Below are 23686 nucleotides of genomic sequence, written 5' to 3'. Positions count from 1 at the left end.
ACCCACCCCCATCCTCCCCGTCGATCTTGCACTTTCGGTCGCCGCATATAGGGCAATACGCCTGTATCGGCGACCAAAAGCGCAAGATCGACGGGGCGAGGGCGGGGGGGGGGGGGGGGGGGGGGGGGGGGGGGGGGGGGGGGGGGGGGGGGGGGGGGGGGGGCCCCCCCGGGGGGGGGGCCCCCCCGGGGGGCCCCCCCCGCCGCGTGGGGGGAGGTGATTCAGGTCAGCGGAGCCAGGCGAAGCGCTTGACGATCGGCAGCCGCGCCCACTGGCGGCCCAGGCCCCAGGTGTCACCGGCGTTGGTCACTGCGAGCAGGGCCAGGACACCGGCGTAGATCAGGTGGTCGTCCATGAACGGGTTGTTGGCGGGCAGCAGGGCGGCGGTCCACATCATCACCAGCAGCAGCCCACCGCTGACGGCGGCGATGCGCATCCCGATGCCGAGGATCAGCGCGGTACCGATCGCGGCCAGGCCGATCATGAACAGCCAGTCCGCCCAGGCGGCGCCGGCGATGCCGCTGTAGAAGCCCTCGAACGGGCCGCTGACCCCGAAGGTCAGGAAGCCCTTGGTGGGGCTGCCGCCGTTGATCCAGGCGCTCTTCGCCTCGGTGGCGAAGCCCAGACCGAACAGCTTGTCGATGAAGGCCCAGAGGAAGATCCAGCCCAGCGCCAGGCGGAGTCCGCCGAGCAGGTAGCGGCTGGCGCGCTTGTTGGTGCTCTGCTCCCGGACGGTTGCGGCCCCGGGGGTCTTGGCGGTGGCGGTGTTCCGCTGCGTGATCGCGGTCATGGTGTCCACGTCCCTTCTTCGCTTCGCACCGCTGTCCCGGTGGCATCTCTATTGGACGCCTGCCGGGTGGGTGGTGTGCAGGGCCGACCAGGCCATGACCGGGCGGGACCTTGGTCCCGGTCGGTCGGGACCTCGCGTAGCTCAGCCGGCGCCGACGACCAGGTCGGCGAGTTGACCGGCCAGCAGGTCGGGCGCCTCGGCCAGCGAGGGGCCGTACCAGGTCAGATGTCGTCCGGAGACCAGGGCGCAGGGGAGAGGGGCGAAGGCCTCCGGCCCGTCGTCGCGGGTGAACCGGTACGGCTCATCCGGCAGTACGACGAGGTCCGGTCCGGTCGCCCGCAGTTCCGCCAGGCTGAATCGAGGGTACCGCTGCGGGTGCGCCTCGTACACGTGATGCACACCGAGCCGGCGTAGCACGTCCCCGGCGAAGGTGTCGCCGCCGAGCACCACCCAGGGCCGCCGCCACACCGGCACCACGGCCCGTCGTACCCGGTCGGGCTGTGGTGGTCGGGCCCAGGCCCGTCGGCTCGCCGCCAACCATCCGGGTTCCGTGCCGGCCCCCAGATCCCTCAGCAGGTCGGCCAACTCGGTGAGCGCCTGGTCCACTGTGCGCGGACCGGTGACCCGTACCGGTATTCCGGCGGCGGTCAGCGCGTCCGCGTCCTCGCGCCGGTTCTCCTCGGTGTTGAGCAGGACCAGGTCCGGGCGCAGGGCGCGGATCCGGTCCAGATCGGGGTACTTGCTGCCGCCCACCCGTGGCACTTCCAGATCCTCCGGGTGGGAGCACCAGTCGGTGGCCCCTACCAGCAGGCCGGGCAGGGTCACCGCGACCGCCTCGGTCAGCGAGGGTACCAGGGAGACCACCCGCACCGGTGCACCTCCTAGCCACGCCGCGGAAGGACCCACCCTGCCGGGCGGGCGCAGCGGTTTCTACGCGGAGCGGGCCCAGGGCAGAAGACCCGCATGATCGTCATCCTAGACTCGGTCGGTCGGCGGCAGGATGGGGTGGATGCGACGATGACCGGTGGCGACGACTCCCGGCCGGCGATGGTCCCGGTCGGGGCGGGACGCGATGAGGTGCTCGTGCGCGCGGGGCGGCGGGTGCATGCCGGCCTGCGTCTCAGTGACCTGGTCCGGCGGCGGCCCACCGGCCTGACCGCCAACCAGTGGAACCTCGCCGCCCGGGAACCGCTCGACCTCGTGGTCCGGGCCGCCGACGCTGACCAGGTCGAGTTCGCCGTGCAGCTCCGGCCGCCGTCGCCCGACCCGGCCGCCCGCCGCGCCGAGCGGGCCCTGGCAGCGGTCACCGCCGCGGTCGGTCTGCCGGTCCTGCGGATCGTCTCGACCACCCTGAACGCGGTCGAGCACGGGCCAGGCATCCTGACCTACCTGATCGACGCCCGCCGGTACGCCGAGGGCGGCGCCGGGACCGAGGTGGCCGCCGTAGGGTTCCGCGACATCATCGGCCGGCTGCCCGATGGCCGCACCGGCGCGGTCAACGACCTGGGCGCCCTGGCCCGGGCCGACGCGGTCGAGGCGTACGTGGCCCGACGGTTGGCCGATCCGATCCTGCGGGGACTGCACGTGCAGTGGAGCGCCGGCCCGGCCGAGGGCTGGGCCTGGGTCGAGGTACGCCCCGGGGAGTGCCTTGTGGAACGGGTGTCGCTGGAGGTCCATCGCCTTTCCTGCGGGGTGGATCCCGCTCGCTTGGCCGAGGATCTGGCCACCCTGGCGGTCGGCGACCGGCTGCGCCGGCTGGACGCCGGCATTCCGGTTCTGGTTGATCGTGCGGAACTGCGCGATGACATTCGGCGACTGCGGGATCGCCGCGACGAACTCGTCGACGGCTTCCCGTACGACCATCTCTGCCAGCTCTGACCTCCGCCGGTGGAACACCCCCACCGATGCTGCCGCCGCGCCCTGCGGTGAAAAAAAGTCAGCAGACTTTGAACCGGCCCCCCTGGCGGGTCCGTACCTCACCGGGAATGGACAGGATCTCCCCGACCCGCACCGACAGGCGCGGGAGACGGTGCGGAAAGGGCATCGTCGCTAGTCGACGTGCCATCGGCGCGTTCGGATGTCCGCCGGGCGTGCCACCACGATTCCGTTCGGTCCGTCGAGTCACGAATCAGGTACCGGATCGAGAAGGAGAGCAATTCGATGCGCAGGTCCCCCCGGTCCCGCCGACCATCCGGTAACACGCGGACGAAGCGACTGCTGGCCGCCGGTGCCACCCTCGCCGTATTCGGCGGGGTGGTCGCCGTTACCCAGATCTCATCGGCCGGTGACCGACGGCCGAACAAGCAGCCCCGTCCGGTGGCAGCCGAGTGCGTCGCGCCGATTCCGGGCGCCACCGCGCCGGCCGCTCGTGGTGCCACCACCACCCGCACCTTCCAGAACGGCCGGTGGGTGACCAATCACTGGGGTGACGGACAGCAGACCATCGAGGAGTGCCAGGAGACCCGCAACGGCGGCGGTGCCGCCACCGGCTCCCAGGCCGTGGCCTGCCCGGACGTGGTCAGCCGGCTGCCTCAGGTGCCCGACCGGGCCCGCGCCGAGGTGGACCGGAACCTGGGCCTGTTGCAGACCCAGATCACCGAGGCCGACCAGCGACTCGCCGCCGAGGGCAACAAGGGGCAGGGCTTCATCAACAACGCCATCCTGGGCCCGCTGGCCAGCAAGCGCCGGGCCACCCTGGACCGGATCACCATCGCCATCGACCGGTTCGGTCCGCGTCCGCGTGGCCTGGCAGATCTGGCCAACTGCCAGGTGCGGCCGGTCAACAACAACAACGGCGGAAACAATGGGGGCGGGAATCCCAACAACGGGGGCGGCAACAACAACGGGGGCGGCAACAACAACGGGGGCAACCCGAACAACGGCAACAACGGCCTCGAGGTGCTGGCGAACAACTGCAACAACAGCCGGTTGCAGCCGCACGACGGCTTCCAGAACGGCAACCGTTGCATCAGCACCGCCTTCGGTGAGGTCGGCTCCGCGGCCAACAACCCGTCACTGCTGATCACCGAGTTTCCCCAGCAGATCAACCGTAACCAGGGCTTCGCCATCCGGGTGAGCACCCGTAACCTGGTCCGGGACCGCTTCCTGCCGGCCGGGCAGGGCGGCTACTACCTGGAGAGTTCCCTGCTCAACGGCGAGGGGCTGACCCGGGGGCACTTCCACACCGCGTGCCGGATGTTGAACAACACGAACGAGGCGCCCGCCCCCGATCCGGTGCCGGCCTTCTTCGTCGCGACCGAGGACGGTGGCGGTGGGCGTCAGCCGGACAGCGTGGTCATTCAGATTCCGGGGCTGCCGGAATCGGGTATCGCTCAGTGTGCGGTCTGGGCCGGTGACGGATCGCACCGCATCCCGATGTCGGAGCGGGCGAACCAGACCCCGGCCTTCGACGCGGTACGGATTCAGGTCAACTGATGTCGTGAGTTGACTCGGCAACGACCAGGGCCGCCCGGGAGGACTCCTCCGGGCGGCCCTGGTGGTCGGGGGAAATATCGCACGCTGTGAGTTGCGCAGGCGAGCGTCGTTCAGCGGTTCTTGTACGCCTCGACCACCTCGACCGGGATGCGACCTCGCTCGGAAATCTTGTATCCGTTGCTGAGCGCCCATTCGCGGATGGCGCGGTTCTGCTCCCGGTTCATTCCGGGAGTCGCCGGGCCGGTGGTACGACGAACGCTGCGGCCGAGGTCGGTACCCCGGCCGAGCCTGCGTCCGGCATTGATAAACGGATCCAGCGCCTTGCGCAGGACTCCCGCGTTCTCGTCGGAGACATCGATGGTGTACGCCACGCCATCAAGACTGAACTCGAGCGTTCGGTCGGCTTTACCGCCGTCGAGGTCGTCGGTAAGCACTGTGATTACTTTTCTCGCCATCGTTGACTACTCCCTGTGTGTGGCGGGGTGTGGTCAAAGTTTGACGTATGCGCCGCCAATTGCGCAACAAACGCACGCCTTGCTGCGGGCGGCGTTTTGCGCTTCATTGAAATCCCGAATAGCTCACCTTGCTTGCAGAGGCGGCGCAGGGTCCCTCGGGGAGATCAGGTAGACCGTTCCGGTGTCCTGGATCACATCGAGGAACAATGAGGGTTCCTCGTGACTTGAGCCTGACACGCTCAACTCAATGGGATAGCAGGTGCTCGATGGCAACTCTTCCGGTACTTCCACTGACCGACGCCGTACTGCTGCCCGGCATGGTCATCCCGGTGACCCTCGACCCGACCACCCAGGCCGCGGTCGACGCGGCCCGTGCCACCGGCGACCACCGGCTGCTGGCCGTGCCCCGCCTGGACGGCGAGTACGGTTCCGTCGGCGCGATCGCCACCATCGAGAAGGTCGGCCGGCTGCCCAGCGGCGAGCCGGCCGCCGTGATCCGCGGCATCGCCCGCGCACGCATCGGCACCGGGGTGCCCGGTCCCGGTGCGGCGCTCTGGGTCGAGGCGTCCGAGATCGACGAACCCGCCCCGGCCGGCAGAGCCCGGGAACTGGCCCGCGAATACCGCGCCCTGGTCACCTCCGTCCTTCAGCAACGCGGCGCCTGGCAGGTCATCGACGCGGTGGAGCGGATGACCGACCTGTCCGAACTGGCCGACTCGGCCGGCTACGCGCCCTGGCTCAGCCTGGCGCAGAAGACCGAACTGCTGGCCGCACCGGACGTCACCGCGCGGCTGGAACTGCTCGTCGGCTGGGTCAAGGACCACCTGGCCGAGCAGGAGGTCACCGAGCAGATCAACTCCGACGTACGCGAGGAACTGGAGAAGACGCAGCGGGAGTTCCTGCTGCGCCAGCAGCTCGCCGCGATCCGCAAGGAACTCGGCGAGGACGCCCCGGACGGCACGGCCGACTACCGCACCCGGGTCAAGGCCGCCGACCTGCCCGAGAAGGTACGCGAGGCGGCGCTGCGCGAGGTCGGCAAGCTGGAGCGGGCCAGTGACGCCTCCCCGGAGGCGGGCTGGATCCGTACCTGGCTCGACACGGTGTTGGAGATGCCGTGGAGCACCCGTACCGAGGACAACACCGACCTGACCGCGGCCCGGGCGGTGCTGGATGCCGACCACGCCGGTTTGTCCGACGTGAAGGACCGCATCCTGGAATACCTGGCGGTACGCAACCGGCGGGCCGAACGTGACCTCGGGGTGGTCGGGGGCCGGGGTTCCGGGGCGGTGCTGGCCCTGACCGGGCCGCCCGGGGTCGGCAAGACCAGCCTCGGTGAGTCCGTCGCCCGGGCCCTCGGCCGCAGGTTCGTCCGGGTCTCCCTGGGCGGCATCCGCGACGAGGCGGAGATCCGGGGTCACCGGCGTACCTACGTCGGCGCGTTGCCCGGCCGGATCGTGCGGGCGTTGCGCGAGGCCGGCTCGATGAACCCGGTGGTGCTGCTCGACGAGGTCGACAAGCTCTCCGCGGGGTACGCGGGCGATCCGGCCGCCGCCCTGCTGGAGGTCCTCGACCCGGCCCAGAACCACACCTTCCGGGATCACTACCTGGAGGTCGACCTCGACCTGTCCGATGTGCTGTTCCTGGCTACCGCCAACGTGGTGGAGGCCATCCCCGGTCCGTTGCTGGACCGGATGGAACTGGTCACCCTGGACGGCTACACCGAGGAGGAGAAGGTCGCCATCGCCCGGGACCACCTGCTGCCCCGGCAGCGGGAACGGGCCGGGTTGACCGTCGAGGAGGTGGAGGTGGACCACGCCGCCCTGGGACGCATCGCGGGGGAGTACACCCGGGAGGCCGGCGTACGCCAGCTCGAACGGGCCCTGGCGAAGATCATGCGCAAGGTCGCGGTGACCCTGACCGCCGACCCCTCCCCGGTCCTGGTCGGCGTCGACGACCTGGTCCGCTACCTCGGTCGGCCGAAGCACACTCCGGAGTCGGCGCAGCGTACGGCGGTGCCGGGGGTGGCCACCGGCCTGGCGGTCACCGGCGCCGGGGGAGACGTGCTGTTCATCGAGGCGACCAGCATGGAGGGTGAGCCGGGACTGACCCTCACCGGTCAACTCGGCGAGGTGATGAAGGAGTCCGCGCACATCGCCCTGTCCTACCTGCGGGCCAACGGCCGCCGCCTCGGCCTGGACCCCAACTCCCTGGCCGGGCGGCGGATCCACCTGCACGTGCCGGCGGGTGCGGTGCCCAAGGACGGCCCCAGCGCGGGCATCACCATGGTCACCGCCCTGGCCTCGCTGGCCAGCGGCAGGCCGGTACGCCCCGAGTTCGGGATGACCGGCGAGGTGACCCTCTCCGGCCGGGTGCTGCCCATCGGCGGGGTCAAGCAGAAGCTGCTCGCGGCCCACCGGGCCGGCCTGACCGAGGTGATCATCCCGGCCCGCAACGAGCCGGATCTCGACGACCTGCCCACCGAGGTACGCGAGGCGCTGACCGTGCACACCCTGGCCGATGTCGCCGACGTCCTGGCCCTGGCGCTACGCCCCGCCGAGGCCGAGGCCCGCACCCTGACCCTCGCCTGAGGTGAGGAAGGGTCCCCTGCCAACGCATCCCGCATGGCAGGGGACCCTTCCCGGGTCGTGGTTCAGCGGCGGTCCCGGCGGTCGCCTTCGTACCGTCGCTCCGCACCGCCTGCGTCGCCGCCGTCCCGGTCGCGGCGTACGGTGGCCTTGCGGCCCTTGATGGTGCTGCCCCGCAGCCCGGCGATCACCTCGTCGGCGACGGCGATCGGCACCTCGACCAGGGAGAACCGGTCGGCGATCTCGATCGTGCCGATGTCGCGGCCCTTGATGCCGGTCTCCCCGGTGATGGCACCCACCAGGTCCTGGGGACGCACCCCGGCGCGCCGGCCCAGGCCGATGAAGACCTGGGTGGTGCCGTTGGTGCGGGGCCGCGACGGACGGCGGTCGCCGCGGGGATCGGCCCCGGGCCGGATGTCCCGGGCGGCACGAACCGCGACCTGGGGGATCTCCTCTGCGGCCTCCTCGGCGCCCGGCAGGGTCGCCTCGTGGGCCAGCTTCACCGCGGCCAGCGCCACCTCCATCAGGTCGAACTCGTCGCTGAGCGACTCGACGATCACCCGGAACGGATCCAGGTCGTCCTCCAGCAGGCTCTCCCGCAGCGCCGCCTGGGTCAGCTCCAACCGACGGGTACGCAGATCAGCGACGGTCGGGATCTTGTCGATGGTGATCCGCTGCCCGGTGACCCGCTCGATGGTCTTGAGCATCCGGTGCTCCCGGGGCTCGGCGAGGGTGATCGCCACCCCCTCCCGCCCGGCCCGGCCGACCCGGCCGATGCGGTGCACGTAGGACTCCGGGGCCGAGGGCACGTCGTAGTTGACCACGTGGCTGAGCTGCTCGACGTCCAGCCCACGGGCCGCCACGTCGGTGGCGACCAGCAGGTCGGCGGTGCCGCCGCGGAGGCGGCCCATCACCCGGTCGCGCTGTTCCTGGCTCATTCCGCCGTGCAGCGCCTCGGCCCGGTACCCGCGTCCGTTCATCGTCTCGGTGAGCCGGTCGACCTCCTCCCGGCTGCGGCAGAACACGATCGCCGCGGTCGGCGACTCGACATCGAGCACCCGGCCCAGGGCCGCCGGCTTGTGCGCCCGTGCCACCAGGTACGCGCTCTGGCGCACCCGGGGAGCCTCCCCGGCGACCGTCTGCTCCCGGGCGATGAGGATGCGTACGGGATCGGTCAGGTGTGCGCGGGCCATCCCGTCGATGCGGGCCGGCATGGTCGCCGAGAACAGCACCGTCTGCCGCTGTTCGGGGGTGTGCTCCAGGATCGCCTCGATGTCCTCGGCGAAACCCATGTCGAGCATCTCGTCGGCCTCGTCCAGCACCACCGTGGCGAGGTTGCCCAGCCGCAGGGTGCCCCGGGCGATGTGGTCCAACGCCCGTCCCGGGGTGGCCACCACCACGTCGACCCCGTTGTCCAGGGCGCGCAACTGCCGGCCGATCGGCTGGCCGCCGTAGATCGGCAGCACCCGGGCCCCGAGTTCCTTGCCGTAGCGGTGGAAGGCCTCGGAGACCTGCACGGCCAACTCCCGGGTCGGCACCAGCACCAGGGCGACCGGGTCGCCGGTGGGTCGCTCGTCGGGCATGCGTTGCAGCAGTGGGAGGGCGAACGCGGCCGTCTTGCCGGTGCCCGTGGCGGCCTGCCCGAGCAGATCCTGGCCGGCCAGCAGCGGGCCGATGGCCTCCCGCTGGATCGGCGTGGGCTCCTCGTAGCCGAGCGCGGAGAGCGCGGCGAGCAGTTCGGAACGCAGGCCAAGGTCCGCGAAAGCGGGCGGCTCGGTGGACGGGTCCGGCAGTACGGGCGTGGAACTCATGGGTCAAGTTTTTCATTACCACTGCGGGCGCAGTGCGGCGACCACCGCAACACCGGCAACGACCAGTGGCGATTAGGCCGCTCCACACCCCTTCGGGGAAGATAGGAGGATTGTTCGGACTCATCCCGGTACGTGTGGTTAGTGTCGGCGACAGGCGAACCCCGCACCGGGAGAGAGGACCCGACCATGCGAGTGCCCAGTCGAAGCCCGGGACAGCGGCCTGGTCCTCCTGCCGCCCCGGCCCGGCGTCGCCCGCGCGGCCCGGTACGACCACCGGCCGCTACCGGTCCCGATCTGGACGCCTACCGCCAGGCCGTGGCGGAACTGCTCGTCGAGGTGGGGGCGCTCGCCTCGGCCAGCAGCACCAAGGCCCGCCAGGTGCTGATCGATCAGCGGCTGCGGGAGCCGGCCCTGGCCGCCGTCCTGGACGCCACCCCCCAGGGGCTGGTCGGCGCCCGGGAGACCCTGCTGTTGGAGATGGCCCGGTATCAGCCCAACACCCGCAGCTCCGCCGCCGACCTGACCGCCCTGGTGCGGATCTACCTGCTGTCGCGCGTCGACGTGATGTGGTGGCGGGAGGCGGCCACCTTCCTCACCGACATCGAGGTGCGGCACAGCGTGGAACTGGTCGACCTGGACTGGCTGCGGCGGCGGGATCTGCTGAACTTCCGTTACACCGGACAACCCCGCAACCTGGTCGGACGGGGAGTACGCGCCCTGCGCCGCCGGATGCTGCCGGACGCCACTCCGCGTACCGCCGGTCTGCTGTTCCGTCGGGCTCGTCGCGAGGTGGTGGCCCTGCTCAACGACCTCGGTCGCGAGTTCGCCGCGGTGACCCCGGCCGGTACCCCGCCGCTGTGGGTGACCAGCCTGGTGCGCAGCGCCGAGCACCAGTACCGGCTGCGGCGCCTGGGCTACGCCGCGATGGTGCCCAGCGGACACTGCCTGGGCTGGGCGGCCGACCTGGAGATGCAGTGGTTCGACCACTTCGGGGTTCGGGACACCCTGGCCGGGCTGCTGCTCGACCGGCAGCGCTGCGGTGAGATCAACGTGGTCGACGAGGGACAGGCCTGGCACATCTGTCTCGCCCCGACCGCCACCGCGCGACTGCGCCGGGCCTACGAAGCCGAGATGGGGATCTGAGGCGGTGTGCGGAATCGTGCTCAGCCTGGGCCCGGAAGCCGATCCGGTGATCTTCCGCCGGATGCTCGCGGTGCTCGCCACCCGGGGCGAGGTCACCGAGACCTGGTACGAGACCGGCCTGCTGGCCGGCACCCGCCGACTGCCGGTGGTGGACCGGGACCGGGCGGTGCAGCCGTGGGTGTCGGCCGACGAACGGTGGCTGCTCTGCTACAACGGGGAGGTCTTCAACCACCATGAGCTGCGGGCGGAGCTGAGCGGCCTGGGCCACCGGTTCCGCAGCACCAGCGACACCGAGGTGGTGCTCGCGGCCTTCGCGCAGTGGGGCGAGCGGATGGTCACCCGGCTGCGCGGCGAGTACGCCATCGCCATCGTGGAGCGGGCCACCCGCCGGGTGTACCTGGCCCGGGATCCCCTCGGGGTCAAGCCGCTGTACTGGTCGCGTACCCCGGGATGTCTGCACCTGGCCAGCGAGATCAAGGCCCTGGTCCGGGCGGGGGCGCCGGTGGTCGAGGTGCCGCCGGGCCAGCACGGCTGGGTCGACGCGGACCGCCGGGTCCACCTGCGGCCGTACGTGGACCTGCTCTCCCTGGGCACCGGGGCGCCGGCGGTGACGGATCCGGACGAGGCCGCCCTGCTCGTCCGTACCACCCTCACCGACAGCATCCGGGTGCGCCTGGACACCGACCTCCCGGTGGGGGTGGTGCTCTCCGGCGGGCTGGACAGCTCGCTGGTGCTGCTGCACGCCGTGCAGGCGCACCCGGACTGCGTGGCGGTCACCGTCGGGGTGCCGGAGAGCCCGGATGTGGCGTACGCCCGGCGGTTGGCCCGCGACCTGGGCGTCCGGCACGAGGTGGTCGAGCTGCGGCCACGCGACATCCGGCTGGCCGACGTGCGGGAGGCCATCCGGATCTCCGAGCTGACCGAGTACGGCGACATCATCAACGCGGTGGTCTCGGTGCCCATCTTCCGGCGCCTGGCCGAACTGGGTGTCAAGGTCGTGCTCACCGGCGACGGCTCGGACGAACTGTTCGGCGGCTACCCGATGTATCACGAGGTAGGGCCCGAGGCGGCCCGGCGGCTGTTCCTGCACAGGATCCGCAACCTCTGCCGTACGGAGTTGCAGCGCGTCGACCGCACCAGCATGGGCTTCGGGGTGGAGGCCCGGGTGCCCTTCCTGGACCTGGCCCTGGTCGAGTTGGCGATGCGCCTGCCGATCGAGCTGAAGATGCGCGAGGGCCAGGAGAAGTGGATCGTCCGGCGGGCCTTCGCCGACCTGCTGCCGGACTACATCCGGCGGCGGCCGAAGAACCCGATGTCGTACTCCTCCGGCCTGCACGAGCGGGCCCGGCTGTACAAGCCGCTGTTCGCCCGACTGCACCGCGCCTTCGGCTACCACCTGTCCGAGCCGGTCCGTCGTGACTTCGACAGCGTGCTGTCCCGCTGCGACAACGACCTGGAGGCGGCGATCGCCGCCGGGCGGGCGCGACGTGACTACACCGTGCTGGAACATGCCCGCGACCTGGTCGGCGCGGCCCGGTGGAACGCCGCTCCGATGGTGCGTCGGCTGGTCACCCCGCGCCGCAACCGAAGCGACGGCGCACCCCTGCCCGGCTGACCCCCGGTCTACCGGGTCGTGCGCCGTGCGGCGGACGCGCGCCTCAGCTCTCCTCGTAACAAGAGTCGGACCGGATTCAGCCGGTGAGCAGCAGGGCGCCGACCGCCGCCAAGGTGCCGAGCACCGCCAGCACGGTGCTGGTCAGCAGGAACCGCGCCAGTGGCACCCGCACCCGGGCGGCCCGGCACCGCTCCAGCCACAGCAGGGTGGCCAGGGAGGCCCAGGGCAGGGCCAGCGGGCCGATGTTGGTGCCGACCAGCAGGGCCAGCAGGCGTTGCCGGTCCCCGGTGGGCAGCACCGCCTCCCCGGCCAGGTACGCGGGCAGGTTGTTCACCAGGTTGGCCAGCAGGGCGCCGGTGCCACCGGCGCGCAGTACCCCCGAGGTGCCCCCTTCGTCACCGGCCAGCCAGGCGACCAGGTCGTTGAGCCCGTGCAGGCCGACGGTCTGGATCACCAGGAACAGCCCGGTGACGAAGACCAGCAGCCGCCAGGGCAGCAGGGCCGGGCGCAGGGTGCCGGGGGAGCGCAGCACGAAGCCGAGCAGCAGCAGGCCGGTGGCGACCGCCGAGGCGAGCCCGACCGGCGCCCCGAGCAGGATCGCGGCGACGAAGAGCAGACACGCGACGAGCGCCGTGCGGTACAGCACCGCATCGGCGGGCCGGTGCACCTGCGGTGGCGGAAACCGCCCGTCGGGCGGGGAGTCCCGGCGCCACCAGAAGTACCAGAGCAGCACCGCGGTCACCGTGATCGCCGCCAGTTGGGGCAGCCACATCAGGCCCAGGTACGCCAGCGGGTCCAGCCCGATCCGCTCGCTGGCCAGCAGATTCGTCAGGTTGGAGACCGGCAGCAGCAGGCTGGCCGTGTTGGCCAACCAGACCGTGGTCACCGCCAGGGGCGCCACCTGGGTGCGCAGGGTCACCGCCAGGGTGAGCATCACCGGGGTGAGCAGTACCGCGGTGGTGTCCAGGTTGAGCACGATGGTGGTCAGCGCGGCGAATCCGACACAGAGCGCGAACAGTGCCGTCCACCGGCCCCGGGCGGCCTGCGCCAGTCGGGTGGCGAGCACGTCGAAGACCCCGGCGGCGGCGGTCAGTTCGGCCAGCACCACCACCGTGCCGAGGAAGATCAGCAGGGGCAGGATCCGGGTGAGGGTGGCGGCGGCGTCCGCGCGGGGCAGCAGCCCGGTCAGGACACAGGCGGCGCCGGCCAGGGTCAGCCCGACGGCGATCACGTCCAGCGGGTGCGGTCGGCGGGCGGGGGATGTCGGGGGGTCCCCGATGGCGGTCACGGCCGGCCATCCTCGCACGTCCGCAGGGTCTGGTCGGCACCGGAGCCGGCCGAGGTGACGGCGGCGGCACCGGGGGGATCAGAACGCCTCGCCGGTCGGCGTCACAGGCGGTGTCGACGCCGACCGGCGAGGTGTCCCGATCTCAGCCGACCGGCGGGTAGGGGTCGTCCCGGTAGGTGAACTCGGTCTCGATGCGGCCGTCCGCGGTGTGCACCACGAGCTGGCTGGGCTCGTTGCCGTGCGCCACCTCGCGTCCGGCTGAGACCGCGCGCTCCTTCGTGTCGTACGTGCCGACCACGGAGCCGCCCTGCTCGACCTTCCAGCCGCCACCGTCGGGCACGACGTGATACTCGGTGCGGGTCATCTCGGCATCCCTTCCTGGTACCAGAGGTGCCGACGAGGTACCCGGGACGCCAGGGACAAAACGCGAGCCTCGGTCCGGGGGATGCGCTGAGGCGGACCCGGCCGGCTGACCGGGTCCGCCTGGGCGACCTCCTACCAGCTCAGGTAACTGGGCTGGGTCTGCACGTTCAACTCACGGAACTGGACCAGCTTGGCCGTCCAGGTCCGCCAGTCCTCCAGGGCCAGCACGTCCAACCCCTTCTGGATGTCGGAGGAGTAGATGTGCCCGTTGTAGTAGTAGGCCGACCAGGAGCCGCCGACGATCATCTGGGTGTCCGACAGGGGTCCCCGCTCCCAGAAGCCGATCTCGGTGGGCCGGCGGGAGTCGGTGAAGTCCCACACCGAGATGCCGCCCTGGTACCAGGCCTGGACCATGATGTCCTTGCCGAGCACCGGAATCAGGGAACCGTTGTGCGCCACGCAGTTCTCGGTGTCCCCGTTGGTCCGCGGGATCTTGTAGTAGCTGCGGAACTCCAGCTTGCGCTTGTCGCCTCGGCCGGTGAGGTCGTAGATGGCGTTGGCGCCCCGCTCCGGGCCGATGGTCTCGTTGCAGGTGGCGCCGCCGCCACCGCCCAGTTCGTCGGTGAAGACGACCTTGGTGCCCCGGTTGTTGAAGGTGGCCGAGTGCCAGAAGGCGAAGTTGGTGGTGTCCCGGACCCGGTGCAGCACCCGGGGGGCCTCCCGCTTGCTGATGTCCAGCAGCACTCCGTCGCCCATGCAGGCCCCGGCGGCCAGGTCCTTGCTCGGGTAGGCGGTGATGTCGTGGCAGCCGGTGGTCGCCGAGGCACCCGTACGGCCCTCGTAGCCGCCGTCCGGGAAGAGGTTCGGGGTGGCGACCACGGCGGCGTCGGTCGGCTTCTTCAGCGGCACCTTGACGATGCTGATCGAGTCGTGCGGGGGCTTGCAGTCCGGGAAGGCGTCCTGCGGGCTGTACGAGGAGACGTACAGGTAGACCGACTTGTTGTTCTTGGCCGGCACCAGGGTGTGGGTGTGCGAGCCGCAGGCGGTCTCCACCGACTTCAGGTAGCGCGGCTGCTTCTTGTTCCGGACGTCGAAGATCTTGATGCCCTCCCACGACTCCTTGATCGAGGCGGGCTGGGAGACGCTGTCGCAGGAGTCGTCGCTGCGGGAGGCGTCGGTCGACAGGAACAGTAGGTCACCGTAGATGGAGATGTCGTTCTGGGCGCCCGGGCAGAGCACCTGGGAGACGATCTTCGGCTGACTGGGGCGGGACACGTCGTAGATGACGAACCCGTCGTAGTTGCCGACGAAGGCGTACTTGCCCTGGAAGGCGATGTCGGTGCCGAGGGCGTTCGTGGTGTTGAACGGCGACTGCTTCGGCAGGTTGGCGATCAGCCGCAGGTTCGGGCTGCTGGAGATCTCGTCGACGCCCAGGGGCGCCTCGACGGCCGAGGTGGAGTCGGTGGCCACCTGCGCGACCGGCTGGGCGCTGCCCGGTGCGGCGGTGGCGAGGCTGGCGAGCAGGAGTCCGGTGGCGACGGCGCTGGTGAGGCGTAACCACCGCCCCCGGGACGGAGTCGATACGTCCATCGGCGACACCCTTCGAGACAGGAAGGAGGATGTTCGTACCGTACGCCCCAGTCACCAAGGTCGATGTGATTCAGGTCACATCGGGCTGTCGACTGTGAGTGCCCGGCGACCCGCTCTCCGCCCCGAAACCCCTGCGTACCCTGGGTGCCGATGAAAACGATGGTCTTCGGGCACCCGGTGCGCAGCATCGCCTTCGACCTGGCTGTCGCCGCTCCGGTGATCCTGGTCAGCACGGCCGGCGCGCGGGCCCAGCCCGGTGGCTGGTGGGCCGCCGCGATCGGGATGGCGATGGGCCTCGCCCTGCTGGCCCGGCGGGCCCGACCGGTGACGGTGACCGCCGTGGTGGCGGTGCTGGGCTTCGTCCAGGTAGCCCTGGGCTGGGCCCCGTTGCCGTACGACGTGGCCGTGCTGATCGCCCTCTACAGCGTGGTCAAGTACGCCGACCGGCTCCAGGCCGGGGTGGTCGCCGGACTGGTCGCCGCCGTCGGGGCGGTGTTCGCCGCGGTCCGCACCTCCACCCCGGGCATCTGGTACTTCACCGCCGTCTTCTACCTCCTGATCACCGGCGCGGTCTGGCTGTTCGCCCTGAACGTCCGCACCCGCCGCCTGTACGTGCTCAGCCTGGAGGAGCGGGCCGCGACCCTGGAACGGGAACGGGAGGCCGAGGCCCGGGCGGCGGTGGCCGAGGAGCGCACCCGCATCGCCCGGGAACTGCACGACGTGGTGGCCCACAGCATGGCCGTCATGATCGCCCAGGCGGACGGGGCCCGGTACGTGCTCGACAGCAGCCCGGAGACCGCCCGGGAGGCGGTCCGGACCGTGGCGGACACCGGTCGGCGGGCCCTGGACGACATGCGCCGGCTGGTCGGGGTACTGCGGGAGCCGCAGTCGCCGGCCGAGTCCCCGGCCGTGTCCACCGCCGAACCGGCCCACCGGCGCCCGGTGGTGGCCGAACTGCCCGCCCTGCTGGACCGCTTCCGCGAGGCCGGGCTCAAGGTGCGGTACACCGTCGGCGACCTGCCCACCCCGCTGCCACCGGCCCTCGAACTGACCGTGTACCGCCTGGTGCAGGAGGCCCTCACCAACGCCCTCAAGCACACCGGACCGGGCGCCCAGGTGCAGGTCGAGCTGACCTGTACCGCCGGCGCCCTCGCGCTGCGGGTCACCGACGACGGGCAGGGTCGCCCCCCGGCCGGTCCGGCACCGTCCGGCGGCCACGGCCTCGTCGGGATGCGCGAGCGGGTCTCGGTGTACGACGGCACCCTCACCGCCGGTCCGCGACTGGCCGGGGGCTGGCAGGTGCTGGCCCGGCTGCCGCTACCGTCATCGCCCGGAGCGGAGGTGATCGCGGCATGACCGTGCGGGTGGTGATCGTGGACGACCAGGCGTTGGTCCGCGCCGGGTTCCGGATGGTGCTGGACTCCCAGCCCGACCTGGAGGTGGTGGGGGAGGCCATCGACGGCGCGGACGCCCTGCGCCTGCTCTCCCGGGTCGAGGCGGACGTGGTGGTGATGGACATCCGGATGCCGACCATGGACGGGGTGGAGGCCACCCGCCGGCTCTGCGCCGACCGTCCCGCCGGCCCACCCCGGGTGCTGGTGCTGACCACCTTCGACACCGAGGCCGACGCCTTCGCCGCACTGCGCGCCGGGGCCAGCGGCTTCCTGCTCAAGAACGTGCCACCGGAGGAACTGCTGGCCGCGATCCGGGTGGTCGCCCAGGGGGACTCCGTGGTCGCCCCCTCGATCACCCGGAGCCTGCTCGACCGGTTCGCCGGTCAGCTCGGCACCGGCCCCACCGAGGACCCCCGGCTGGCCCAGCTCACCGAGCGTGAACGGGAGATCCTGCTGCTGGTGGCGCAGGGGCTGGCCAACGCGGAGATCGCCGAGCGGGTGCATGTCGCCGAGGCGACCGTGAAGACCCATGTCGGCCGGATCCTGGCCAAGCTGCGACTGCGCGACCGGGTGCAGGCCGTGGTGCTGGCGTACGAGAGCGGCCTGGTCGTCCCCGGTACGGAGCCGCGGCGTACGACCTGAGGCGTACGGGTCCCTCCGGTCCGGGGCGACCTGGGTCGTACCCAGGTCGAGCGCCCAGGTTGATCTCCACCGGGGGTTGCTCTCCGTAGCGTCTGGAGACGTCAGAGATCACCATTCGTTCGGAGTTCCCCGTGTCCCTCGCACCACCTGCCCCGCTCACCGCCGGGGTCGCCGTCACCGCCCAGGGCCTGCGCAAGCAGTACGGCACCGGCCAGGCCGCCGTGGTCGCCCTCGACGATGTCGATGTCGACTTCGCCGCCGGCCGGTTCACCGCCATCATGGGCCCCTCCGGCTCCGGCAAGTCGACACTGATGCACTGCCTGGCCGGTCTGGACCGGCCCACCGCCGGCACGGTACGCATCGGCGACGCGGAACTGGGACGGCTCGACGACCGGCGGCTGACCCTGCTGCGCCGGGACCGGATCGGGTTCGTGTTCCAACGCTTCAACCTGCTGCCCGCCCTCAGCACCGAGGAGAACATCCTGCTGCCGCTGGCCATCGCGGGCCGACGAGCCGAGCCCGGCTGGTTCAGTCAGGTGGTCGCCGCCGTCGGGCTGACCGACCGGCTGCGGCACCGACCGGCGGAGTTGTCCGGCGGCCAGCAGCAGCGGGTCGCGGTGGCCCGCGCCCTGGTCACCAAGCCGTGGGTGGTCTTCGCCGACGAGCCCACCGGCAACCTGGACTCCCGGGCCGGCACGGAGGTGCTGCGGCTGCTGCGGGAGGCCGTGGACACCCTGGGACAGACCGTGGTCATGGTCACCCACGACCCGATCGCCGCCGCCCACGCCGACCGGGTGGTGTTCCTGGCCGACGGCCGACTGGTCCGCGACCTCGCCGCACCCACCGTCGACCGGATCCTGGAGGTGCTCGCCCACCTCGATCCCGTCGCCGACCGGGCCGCCGGTGCCGTCGCCGCGGCACGGGGACGGTGACCGGCATGATCCGACTGACTCTGCGTACGCTCCGCGCCGACCTGGCGCGTCTGCTGATGTCCACCCTCGCCGTGGTCCTCGGGGTGGCCTTCATCGCCGGCACCCTGATCTTCGTGGACGGTATGCGGGCGGGCACCTACGAACGGGCGGCCACCTTCGACCGGCACACCGACGTCGGGGTCTACCTGGACACCGAGGCCGACCGGAATCTGATCGACAGCGCCCTGGTCGAGAAGGTACGCGCGGTCGAGGGGGTCCGCGCCGCAGCGGCGGAACTGGTCGGCACCGCCGGGGTGGTGGGCTCCGACGGCCGCCCGGTGCTCGGCTTCGGGGTACTGGCCGCCGTACCCGTGGACCCCGCCCTGCAGTCCTACCAGGTGGTGGCCGGGCGGATGCCCCAGCGGGCCGGGGAGGCGGTGCTCGACGAGCGGACCGTCCAGGAGCAGGGCTTCGCCCTGGGCACCGAGGTCCGGGTCGGCGGGGCCAGTGGCGCAGCCAGGCCGTACACCCTGGTGGGGGTGGTCGACGTGGCCGGCACCTCGCGCGACATCGGCGGGCCCTTCATCGGCCTGGTCGGCCCGGACGCCCTCGCCGTCACCGAACAGCCGGGTTACCACCGGATCCTGGTGGCCGCCGAGCCGGGGGTGACCGACGAGGTGCTGGCCGGGCGGATCGCCCAGGTCACCGTGGCCGGCACGACCGTGCACACCCGGACGGAGATCCTCGACGCCGCCGTCGAGGACGCGGTCCGCGACGTCAACCAGTTCAACATGGTGCTGATCGTCTTCGCGGCGGTGGCCGTGCTGGTGGCGGCGTTCGTCATCGCCAACACCTTCACCATCGTGCTGGCCCAGCGCACCCGGCGCACCGCCCTGCTGCGGCTGGTCGGCGCCACCCGGGGACAGGTGTTCCGGGCGACCCTGCTGGAGTCGGCCGTGATCGGGCTGCTCGCCTCGGCGGTCGGGGTACTGGTCGGGATCGGGCTGGCCGCCGCGCTGGGCGTGCTGATGGACCAACTGAATGTTCCCCTCGACGGGGACCTGACCGTCACCGCCCCCACGGTGCTCAGTTGCCTCGTCATCGGCACGGTGCTCACGGTCGGTTCGGCCCTCGTACCGGCCTGGCAGGGCACCCGGGTGGCCCCGGTGGCCGCCCTGACCGACGCCGCCCTCCAGGTCACCCGGTCCGCCGGCCGACTGCGCCTGATCTTCGGTGGGCTGGTCCTCGCGGCCGGCGTGGCGGCCCTGGCCGGGGCGGGTGGCACCGGGCAGATCGTGCTGGTCGCCCTCGGTGGGATGCTGAGCTTCTTCGGCATCGTGCTGTTCGGTCCGGTGCTGGTGCCGGCGCTGGTCCGGATGTTCGGGGTGGTCGTCCGGCGGGTCCTGGGAGTCACCGCCGCCCTGGCCGTGGCCAACGCGGTCCGCAATCCCCGACGGGTCGCCGCCACCGCGACCGCCCTGGTGATCGGCATCGGTCTGGTCTCCTCCTTCGTGGTGGGTGCCCACAGCACCAAGGCCGCCATCGACCGCAGTGTGGACGCCCAGATCGGGGTGGACTTCGTGGTGACCGGTATCGGCGGGGACCTGCCCGCCGGAGTGGTCGAGGCCCTGGCCGTCCGACCCGAACTGGGGGTGGTGCACGAGCAGCGGTCCCGCATCGTCGACGACAGCAGGATCCGCGCGGCCCATCCCGCGCTGGTCGGCCGTCAGGTGCAGACCGTGGTGGCCGGGCAGGTCGACAGCTTCGGGCCGGGCCGGGTGCTGGTGCACCGGGAGCTGGCCGCCGAGGAGGGCTGGTCGCCCGGCGACCGGATCGACCTGCGCGGGCACTCGTTCGAGGTGGCGGCCGTGATCGTCGGCCCGGAGGTCGCCGAGGGACCGGTGTCGCCCGGTCGGGTCGTCGAGCTGGTCGGGGCGGACTTCACCCGACTCTTCCCCGACGAGCGCGGCTACCTGGCCGAGATCGAGCCGGCCCAGGGGGTGTCACCGGAATCGGCCCGAGAGGCGATCGAGGCGGTCCTGGCCGACTATCCGACGGTCAACCTGCTGGACCAGGCGGCGTACAAGCGGATGCTGACCAGCACGGTGGACATGCTGTTGGCCTTCGTGGTGGCCCTGCTCGGCCTGGCCGTGGTGATCGCCCTGGTGGGGGTGGCGAACACGCTGAGCCTGTCGGTGCTGGAGCGGACCCGGGAGAACGCCGTGCTGCGGGCGGTCGGCCTGACCCGGCCCCGGATGCGCGCCATGCTGGCCGTCGAGGCCGTGCTGACCGCGCTGGTCGGTGCGCTGCTCGGGGTCGCCCTGGGCACCGCGGTCACCGGCTCGGTGATGGCGATCCTGGCCCGGTTCAGCGGCGACTTCGTGCTGGCCGTGCCCTGGGGGCAGCTCGGCGGCATCCTCGCCGCCGCGGTGCTGGCCGCGCTGGCCGCCTCGGTGCTGCCGGCCCGCCGCGCACTGCGTCGACCGGTCGTGGAGGCGCTCGCGGACCGGTGAGGATCGGCCGGGCCGGGACCGGCGGGGCTGCCCGCGTCGGTCCGGCCCGGAGGGGCGGCCCTGCCGGTTCGGCGGGGCCGCCCTAGATGCGTTCCACGTTCGGACCGGAGCAGCGGTTACGGGCGTCGAAGATGTACCGGGCGTGCCGTTCGACGAGGGGGTAGTCGAACACGTCATGATCGGTGATCACGACCACGCAGTCGGCCTCGCGGATCTCCCGTTCGGTCAGTCCCACCGTCAGCACCCCCTCGGGCAGGTGGTGCGCCGCGGCGTACGGCTCGACCGCCCGGACCTCGGCGCCGAGTTCGCGCAACCGCCGGGTCACGTCGACCGCCGGGGAGTCACGCATGTCGCCGGTGTTCGGCTTGTACGCCAGCCCGAGCAGCAGCAGCCGGGCACCGCTGACCGCCTTACCGGACCGGTTGAGCCCGGCCATCACCCGCTGCGCGACATGCTCGGGCATCTCGTGGTTGATGTCGTTGGCCAGCTCGATGAACCGGAACTGCCGTCCGAGTCGGCGCTTGACCTGCCAGGACAGGTAGCAGGGGTCGATCGGCAGGCAGTGGCCCCCGACCCCCGGCCCCGGCCGGAACGGCATGAACCCGAAGGGTTTGGTCGCCGCCGCCTCGATCGCCTGCCACACGTCGATGTCCAACTGGTGCGAGAGCATCGTCAGCTCGTTGACCAGCGCGATGTTGACCTGTCGGAAGGTGTTCTCGATCAGCTTGGTCAACTCGGCCACCTGGGTGGAGTCCACCGGGACGGTACGCTCCACCAGCCGCCGGTAGAACCCGTCCACCCGGGCCAGCGCGGCCGGGTCCATCCCGGAGACCACCTTCGGGGTGTTCTCCAGCCGCCAGGATCGGTTGCCCGGGTCGATCCGCTCGGGACTGTAGCCGAGGTGGAAGTCGCCGGGGCTGCGCAGCCCGCTGGCCGACTCCAGCAGGGGCCGCAGCAGTTCCTCCGTGGTGCCCGGGTAGGTCGTCGACTCCAGGATGACCGTGCAGCCCGCCCGCAGGTACGGGGCGATCGCCTTGCCGGCCTCCTCGACGAAGCTCAGATCGGGGGTGCCGTCGCGCAGCGGGGTGGGCACGGTGATCACGCAGAAGTCGAAATCCTCCGCGTCGGCGTACTCGCTGCTGGGGTGGTACCGGCCGGTCGCCAGGGCCCGGCCCAGCCGGTCGGTGGGGATGTCCGCCACGAAGGACTCACCCGAGGCGAGTCGCTTGACCCGATCGGTGTCGACATCGAGACCCACCACCTCGAAGCCGGCCTCGACGGCGCGCATGGCAAGCGGCAGGCCGACGTACCCCTGGCCCACGACGACCAGCTTGTCCACGTGCATCCGGGCTCCCGAGCATCCGCCAGCGATTGGTGGTAGGGAGCCTAAGGCGAATTATGATGCAAGGTGTCCGTTTAGGGAATTCTGGTGGTGTTGGGGTGGGGTCAGCTGGTGGCGCTGTCGTCGACCGGCGGGTTGTCGCTGGTCGGCTCGGTGCTCGGCGGTGGGGAGGAGGCCGGCGGCGGCGCCGAGCTGGGTTCGCTGGCGGGGGGAGACGGGCTGGGCGAGCTCGGCTCCGGCTCGGGGGCCGGCGGCTCGGGCGACTCACTGGGCTGCTCCGTGGTCACCGAGGGAGAGGGCGAGGAGGTCGGCCTGCCGGTCGACCCGGCCGGACGGTACGGCGACACCTGAACCGGCTCGCTCTCGGTGTCGTCGACCGGTGCCTCCTGCTCCACGACCGAGCCGGCCGCGGGTGGACTGCTCGGCACCTGCACCGCCGGAGTGTTGGCGTCACGGGCCGCGCCGAGGGCCGCGCCGAGGGCGACCAGGCCGACCACCACGGCGGTGAGGGCACCGACCAGGGTGCCGCGTCCCCGTCGGGCGCCCGCCGGTGCGCTCTGCGCCACCGTGTCGGCCGTCCGGGTGTCCGGCCCGGGGCCGCGGACCGCCAGGGCGGCCGGCACCATCGCGGTCGGCAGGGAGCTGTCCGACACCGCGCTGCGGGCCGCCTCCGCCATCGCCGCCCCGCTGCTGAACCGGTCCGCGGGATCCTTGGCCAGGGCACGCTCGACCAGGGCCCGCACCGCCTCCGGGATGTCGTGCGGCAGCTCCGGCGGCGGATCGTCGAGGTGTCGTACGGCTACCTGGAGGGGGTTGTCGCCGGTGAAGGGCGGGCTGCCGATCAGGCAGCAGTAGGCGACCGCGCCGAGGGCGTACAGGTCGGTGGCCCCGGAGACGGGGCGTCCGGCGGCCTGCTCGGGGGCCATGTAGAGGGCGGTGCCGGGCACCGCGTTCGTGCTGGTGATGCTGGTCACGTTGACCGACCGGGCGACCCCGAAGTCGACGAGGACCACGGTGCCGTCCTCCTGCACCAGCAGGTTGCTGGGCTTGACGTCACGGTGCACGATGCCGCGCTGATGGGCGGCGTGCAGGGCCTGTGCGGCCTGCGCCACCACGGACATCGTCTCGGCGATGTCCAGGCGTCCCTCGGCCTCGATCCGCTTCGACAGGGGTTGGCCGGTGACGAACTCCATCACCAGGTAGTCGGCCCGGCCGCCGTCGGCCAGCTCGTCCTCGCCGCAGTCGAAGACCTGCACGATGCCGGGGTGGCGCAGGGCGGCCATCATCCGGGCCTCGGCCCGGAACCGGGCGATGAAGTCGGGGTCGGACACCAGGGACGGCAGCAGCACCTTGATCGCTACCTGGCGGCCGAGGATCAGGTCGGTGCCGCGCCAGACGTCGCCCATGCCGCCGGTGGCGACACGTTCGTCCAGGCGGTACCGACCGCTGAGTACGACCTCCGAAGACAACACGGCACCACCGTACCCACCGTGGGCCTGATCGGCGCGTCTGCCGTCCGTGCGGATGAGGTCTCCCGGGGGGTGGGGCGAGGCGCCGGCCGGTGCGGTGACGACCAAAGGTGACGAGGTGGCTGCGTCCCGCAGCGGGGTCGGGCCGGATGGCCGGTCGGTGATCAGCCGGGAGGGTCCTCAGCGTCGACCGGGCGCGGGTCGTTACGGCGAAACGCCGGTCAGGAGGGCGGATATTTGTCACCTGTCGTGCCGGGCACCGGTGCCCTGCACCCTGGCGCAGGTGGGGCGCGTTCCGATCCTTGGGCGACACCGGTGGTTGTGGTCGGCGGTGCTGTCG

18 protein-coding genes are annotated in these 23686 nt (G+C 71.7%); 9 read left to right on the top strand and 9 right to left on the bottom strand.

The window, feature by feature from the left end:
- Positions 1 to 226: 226 nt before the first annotated feature.
- Together ACLQ2T_RS02115 and ACLQ2T_RS02110 are read right to left on the bottom strand one after the other, a co-directional pair.
- Positions 227 to 799 carry a hypothetical protein gene (locus ACLQ2T_RS02115; RefSeq protein WP_425764279.1) on the bottom strand — a complete coding sequence of 191 codons (573 nt, stop codon included), beginning with the start codon at positions 797 to 799 and terminating at the stop codon, positions 227 to 229.
- A 132-nt stretch (positions 800 to 931) separates the two neighbouring features.
- Positions 932 to 1660 carry a helical backbone metal receptor gene (locus tag ACLQ2T_RS02110; RefSeq protein WP_425764278.1) on the bottom strand — a complete coding sequence of 243 codons (729 nt, stop codon included), beginning with the start codon at positions 1658 to 1660 and terminating at the stop codon, positions 932 to 934.
- Positions 1661 to 1753: 93 nt separating this feature from the next.
- On the opposite strand from ACLQ2T_RS02110, the gene ACLQ2T_RS02105 reads away from it, so the two are divergent.
- On the top strand, positions 1754 to 2668 hold the full coding sequence (locus tag ACLQ2T_RS02105) for a hypothetical protein (RefSeq protein ID WP_425764277.1): 915 nt from the start codon (positions 1754 to 1756) through the stop codon (positions 2666 to 2668).
- A gap of 282 nt (positions 2669 to 2950) precedes the next feature.
- Positions 2951 to 4225, top strand: coding sequence for a hypothetical protein (locus ACLQ2T_RS02100; RefSeq protein ID WP_425764276.1), 1275 nt, complete (start codon positions 2951 to 2953; stop codon positions 4223 to 4225).
- A 110-nt stretch (positions 4226 to 4335) separates the two neighbouring features.
- On the opposite strand, the gene ACLQ2T_RS02095 is transcribed toward ACLQ2T_RS02100, so the two are convergent.
- Positions 4336 to 4680 (bottom strand): histone-like nucleoid-structuring protein Lsr2, encoded by a 345-nt coding sequence (locus ACLQ2T_RS02095; RefSeq protein ID WP_425764275.1) that lies wholly within the window; start codon positions 4678 to 4680, stop codon positions 4336 to 4338.
- A 266-nt stretch (positions 4681 to 4946) separates the two neighbouring features.
- Between ACLQ2T_RS02095 and lon the strand changes: the two genes are divergently transcribed.
- Positions 4947 to 7268, top strand: coding sequence for an endopeptidase La (gene lon, locus ACLQ2T_RS02090; protein WP_425764274.1), 2322 nt, complete (start codon positions 4947 to 4949; stop codon positions 7266 to 7268).
- Between the two features lie 62 nt (positions 7269 to 7330).
- Here lon and ACLQ2T_RS02085 read toward each other — a convergent pair whose 3' ends face one another.
- On the bottom strand, positions 7331 to 9076 hold the full coding sequence (locus tag ACLQ2T_RS02085) for a DEAD/DEAH box helicase (RefSeq protein WP_425764273.1): 1746 nt from the start codon (positions 9074 to 9076) through the stop codon (positions 7331 to 7333).
- Between the two features lie 186 nt (positions 9077 to 9262).
- On the opposite strand from ACLQ2T_RS02085, the gene ACLQ2T_RS02080 reads away from it, so the two are divergent.
- A complete protein-coding gene (locus ACLQ2T_RS02080; RefSeq protein WP_425764272.1) occupies positions 9263 to 10219 on the top strand; it encodes a hypothetical protein in 957 nt (318 codons plus the stop codon).
- A gap of 4 nt (positions 10220 to 10223) precedes the next feature.
- Positions 10224 to 11834, top strand: coding sequence for an asparagine synthetase B family protein (locus ACLQ2T_RS02075; RefSeq protein WP_425764271.1), 1611 nt, complete (start codon positions 10224 to 10226; stop codon positions 11832 to 11834).
- A 76-nt stretch (positions 11835 to 11910) separates the two neighbouring features.
- Here ACLQ2T_RS02075 and ACLQ2T_RS02070 read toward each other — a convergent pair whose 3' ends face one another.
- The 3 genes from ACLQ2T_RS02070 to ACLQ2T_RS02060 form a co-directional block, all read right to left on the bottom strand.
- Positions 11911 to 13122, bottom strand: coding sequence for an SLC13 family permease (locus ACLQ2T_RS02070; protein ID WP_425764270.1), 1212 nt, complete (start codon positions 13120 to 13122; stop codon positions 11911 to 11913).
- Positions 13123 to 13264: 142 nt separating this feature from the next.
- Positions 13265 to 13486 carry a DUF2188 domain-containing protein gene (locus ACLQ2T_RS02065; RefSeq protein ID WP_425764269.1) on the bottom strand — a complete coding sequence of 74 codons (222 nt, stop codon included), beginning with the start codon at positions 13484 to 13486 and terminating at the stop codon, positions 13265 to 13267.
- Between the two features lie 131 nt (positions 13487 to 13617).
- The gene (locus ACLQ2T_RS02060; protein ID WP_425764268.1) at positions 13618 to 15075 is read right to left on the bottom strand and encodes an LVIVD repeat-containing protein; all 1458 of its coding nucleotides are present in this window, start codon (positions 15073 to 15075) and stop codon (positions 13618 to 13620) included.
- A 150-nt stretch (positions 15076 to 15225) separates the two neighbouring features.
- Between ACLQ2T_RS02060 and ACLQ2T_RS02055 the strand changes: the two genes are divergently transcribed.
- From ACLQ2T_RS02055 to ACLQ2T_RS02040, 4 genes are all read left to right on the top strand, one after another.
- On the top strand, positions 15226 to 16431 hold the full coding sequence (locus tag ACLQ2T_RS02055; RefSeq protein ID WP_425764267.1) for a sensor histidine kinase: 1206 nt from the start codon (positions 15226 to 15228) through the stop codon (positions 16429 to 16431).
- Positions 16428 to 17111, top strand: a complete 684-nt coding sequence (locus ACLQ2T_RS02050; RefSeq protein ID WP_425764266.1) for a response regulator — start codon at positions 16428 to 16430, stop codon at positions 17109 to 17111. The genes ACLQ2T_RS02055 and ACLQ2T_RS02050 overlap by 4 nt, the downstream gene beginning before the upstream one ends.
- 131 nt (positions 17112 to 17242) lie before the next feature.
- Positions 17243 to 18043, top strand: coding sequence for an ABC transporter ATP-binding protein (locus ACLQ2T_RS02045; protein WP_425764265.1), 801 nt, complete (start codon positions 17243 to 17245; stop codon positions 18041 to 18043).
- A gap of 5 nt (positions 18044 to 18048) precedes the next feature.
- Positions 18049 to 20535 (top strand): ABC transporter permease, encoded by a 2487-nt coding sequence (locus ACLQ2T_RS02040; RefSeq protein WP_425764264.1) that lies wholly within the window; start codon positions 18049 to 18051, stop codon positions 20533 to 20535.
- An 82-nt stretch (positions 20536 to 20617) separates the two neighbouring features.
- Here the strand turns inward: ACLQ2T_RS02040 and ACLQ2T_RS02035 are convergent, their stop codons facing one another.
- Together ACLQ2T_RS02035 and ACLQ2T_RS02030 are read right to left on the bottom strand one after the other, a co-directional pair.
- On the bottom strand, positions 20618 to 21880 hold the full coding sequence (locus tag ACLQ2T_RS02035) for a nucleotide sugar dehydrogenase (RefSeq protein ID WP_425764263.1): 1263 nt from the start codon (positions 21878 to 21880) through the stop codon (positions 20618 to 20620).
- Positions 21881 to 21981: 101 nt separating this feature from the next.
- Positions 21982 to 23349: a serine/threonine-protein kinase gene (locus ACLQ2T_RS02030; RefSeq protein WP_425764262.1), complete on the bottom strand. Its 1368-nt coding sequence runs from the start codon at positions 23347 to 23349 to the stop codon at positions 21982 to 21984.
- Positions 23350 to 23686 lie beyond the last annotated feature (337 nt).

This window comes from Micromonospora sp. DT229 (assembly GCF_049844505.1).
GTDB lineage: Bacteria > Actinomycetota > Actinomycetes > Mycobacteriales > Micromonosporaceae > Micromonospora.
This window is presented reverse-complemented; position numbering and strand designations above follow the sequence as displayed.